4 protein-coding genes are annotated in these 3,564 nt (G+C 39.9%); 1 reads left to right on the forward strand and 3 read right to left on the reverse strand.

Annotated elements, in window-relative coordinates:
- Positions 1–205: 205 nt before the first annotated feature.
- Positions 206–496, reverse strand: coding sequence for a metalloregulator ArsR/SmtB family transcription factor (locus tag HWQ44_RS04170; RefSeq protein WP_292715248.1), 291 nt, complete (start codon positions 494–496; stop codon positions 206–208).
- Between the two features lie 322 nt (positions 497–818).
- Here HWQ44_RS04170 and HWQ44_RS04175 point away from each other — a divergent pair, with 322 nt between their 5' ends.
- Entirely contained in the window at positions 819–1,667 is an 849-nt protein-coding gene (locus tag HWQ44_RS04175; RefSeq protein ID WP_292715251.1) for a CmcJ/NvfI family oxidoreductase, read from the forward strand.
- A gap of 252 nt (positions 1,668–1,919) precedes the next feature.
- Here HWQ44_RS04175 and HWQ44_RS04180 read toward each other — a convergent pair whose 3' ends face one another.
- Positions 1,920–2,471, reverse strand: coding sequence for a DUF2231 domain-containing protein (locus tag HWQ44_RS04180; protein ID WP_292715254.1), 552 nt, complete (start codon positions 2,469–2,471; stop codon positions 1,920–1,922).
- Positions 2,472–2,504: 33 nt separating this feature from the next.
- A complete protein-coding gene (locus HWQ44_RS04185) occupies positions 2,505–3,245 on the reverse strand; it encodes a DUF2993 domain-containing protein (protein ID WP_292715257.1) in 741 nt (246 codons plus the stop codon).
- Positions 3,246–3,564 lie beyond the last annotated feature (319 nt).

Raw genomic sequence — 3,564 nt, forward strand, 5'->3', positions numbered from 1 at the left:
TGTCATTTTGGAATCTCCCTTAGTTTTTATTAGTAAATAAGATGCGTTTGCCCTGCTTATGGGTTGGAGACTTTTTACGCTATTCTCTCGCATTTGGCGATCGCTTAAGTAAGATACCATTTATATGCAGAGCTTGCGTTAACCAGAGGCATAACGCACTACACGTATATTTCAAAAATAAAATAGGATTCCTATACAATCCTATTTATCTAATAAGACTATTTAAACTCTCTAAAGTACTATTGAGAATAGTACGATCAAGTGAGTAGTATCTTGTTTGTCCTTTTTTGTAGTTCTTCGCCAAACCTGCTTCCGTCAAAACTTTCAAATGGTGACAAGAAAGAGACAAGCTAATATCCAACTGCTCGGCAATTTCTGAACAGCTGATTTCGTCAGTACTCAGCAGTAAATCTACTAGTCGCAGGCGTGTTGGATCTGAAAGAGCCGTGAAGATTTTAGCGCGGTTTTCGTAATTTATTTTCTCAATCATCTCCATATCATAGCAGGATTTGATATCTTACTCAAATACTCAAACAATCATTTGACCATTTGGCGAAAACTTTGTTATGCTAATTACTACAATAGTTAAATAAGTATTTAACTATAGTTATTTAGTACTGAAGATTCCTGACGAAATCGACGTTAACAAGTATCAACTGCTACTTTGAGTCATACTCTGACAACATGCATCAGCTATGTTGTAATTTTGCTGACGCCGTTTAGATGTAATTGCGATCAATCGCTGGATATTGAGCGTGAATTGCACTCCAACTCCACGGGATCTTATCTGTCTGAACTTCTGAACAAGGATGTAAGCAATGAGCACAGACAATCATTTTTTCTCTGACCTGAAACACGTTGAGGCAGAACTGACCTACCTCACCCCTATGGCAGAAAAGCTTGTCAGCTATGCCTACGAACCCCCACTAGGGGTTCCCCGTTCCAACGGAAACTACGAGAAACACAAAGTGCCAATCCATAATGCACGGGCAATTTCAGATCAAGTATCCTTAGAGCGCCAAGGCTTCGACTTTGCTGCACATAATAGTAAAGTCAGTGATTTCTATGATGAAGATGAGATCCGCAGCGTCTATTATCCTGAAGCCAAGCAATTATTGAAAGAGGTAACAGGTGCAACTGAAGTAGTGATATTCGATCACACTCTTCGTAACGCTCAACGTTCGCAACAGGGCGAGAAGCAAATCAGGGAACCTGTCAAACACGTGCATAATGACTTTACAGCCAAATCTGGCTATACTCGCGCACGCAAGGTATTGACACAGCAGGGGATAGATAATATTGATCAAGTACTGCAAAAAAGGTTTGCACTGATTAACATTTGGCGACCTATTGCACCAGTCCAGGAGTCACCATTAGCAGTGTGCGACGCTCTGAGTATCGTACCCACAGACCTTGTAGCTGGCGATCTGGTGTACCCCAATTACACTGGCGAAACTTACTCAATAACCTATAACCCATCACATCAATGGTTTTATTTCCCGCAAATGCAACAAGACGAGGCGCTATTTATTAAGTGCTTTGACTCCGCAGAAGATGGACGGGCCAGATTTGCTGGTCATACTGGGTTTGATGACCCCACCAGCCTACCAGATGCTCCACCTCGTCAGAGCATTGAGTTAAGGACAATAGTTTTCTACCCTGAATAGATTCATCAGAAAATGACACCAACGGTCAATATTTGTAGCTAGCTACAAATAAGTAAACTGGGCTGCTTCAATGTAAGCAGCCCAGCATCAAATTAAATATTTCCAGAAATTAAATATGCGTTATTCACAACCTTTGTAGAAACGCGAAATTAATTTCGCGTCTCTAAATTATTTTTCACCAGATGTCCATTAGAGTCAGAGACTTCCAAATAAAAAATATCCCATCGCTCAAAGACAAAGAAGAATTTCCAGTCAAGGATATCTTCTGCTACCTGCACCTACTACACCAATTTTGTGGCGATAGGATAGTTCAGCACCGAACCAGCCAGAAGCGCTAGTCAGTGTACCGACAATGAGCGAGAGTAAGAGTCCCCAAGGAACTATTCGGGATTCGGCGTCACCCAAGCGGAGGAGGAAGTTGATGAGTGATAAAACCAGGATAGAAACGTTAAGTATCAAGTGCGTCCAACCAGCAGAACGCTTGCGGACTCGTTCAATTTTCAAAAAGTCGCTCAGGCCGATCACAGATGCAAGGACGCCTCCAGCTAATCCGAGTCCGATTAACCATAACGAAGCCCTAGCCCAAAAGAAATCACCAGTTAACCAGTAGCCGATGTCACTTCCCAAGGCGGCGGCTAAAAAAGCTATGGGAAAGATCACACTCAGGGGATGTAGGGGATGTCCTGCGATCGCAACTGTGCTAGGTACACCGCTATCAAGATATTCACTATCGTTACTTTCAATAATTGGGGGAATATTTGGGAATGGTGTTGAACTTGTTTGCGTTGTTTCTGTAGTTTCCATTATTAGTATCCTCAGTTTTTGAGCGTTATATTTTTAAGCTGAAGGAATTTTTTCAACATAAGCTTCAGCTTGTAGAATTAGTTTACCTACTTCTACTTTTAGTTGGTTAACTTGCAGACTCATTCCGTCTAAATCAAAGTTACTCAAATTCAAAATTTCGCTAGTTTGCTCTATCAAAGCTTTTGTCAACTCTGGCGATATTTCCTCACTTTCGCCATACTCGACATTTTCCAGAGCAACAGTTTTTCCGTTAGCACTGATCGATGGTACTGCGGAAAAAGCAACTTGCTGATTTTCACCTGTTTCTACTAATCTTATGCTGGCATTTAATGCTACTTTCCCATCACCCGGTAGTCGAAATTCCACATGTTCAGGCTCAATAGTCCTCAGTTGCCCGTTAACATGTATTTTTAGACTTTGGAGTTGTGAACGCACATATTCTGAGTTGAAGGCGCGATTAATATCAGCTTCGGTTAATACAACCTGTACACTAGCTTCAGTAGGTTTAGTAAGTTCAATTTTGCCAAAAGCCACACTTAGAGGATTAATGGCAACATTAGTCATTTGCATTTCTAATTCCTCCATCCGGAGGTCTTTCTGCATAACCAAACCTTTACCTTCAATCGTGACTGTATCCACCTCTCCCTGAAGCAATTTCAGCGGGTCTGTTTGGATGTTTATGTCTAAATTTTCTACTTCATCTAATTGGCTAGATAATCCTATTTCTGCCGCTTTATTCAGCGCCTGCTCTCCTAATCCAGGATTGTCTACCATTATTAAATTAACTCCTAATTTCCATTAGTATATCCTTAAAGTAATTTAATAAAAAAAATATCAGATATTTATCTGTCTGGCGGTGGAATATACATTTAAATCTTGTATATCTAAAAGTAGAATCGCGTAATTTTCTCATAATAAATTTTTCTTTGCTATGTCGAATTCTTAAGACATAGAGAAAGAATTGCTTTTTGTCATATATCAATCAAAAGAAAGATAGAATACATATAATTTAGTAGTTATATTGTTTATTTTATGAACTAAGTAGGTGGGCGGAAAAATTTACAGCTATGTAACGAAAAGTTAAGTAGTAGAA

The sequence above is a fragment of the Nostoc sp. JL34 genome, from assembly GCF_017114945.1.
Lineage (GTDB): Bacteria > Cyanobacteriota > Cyanobacteriia > Cyanobacteriales > Nostocaceae > Nostoc.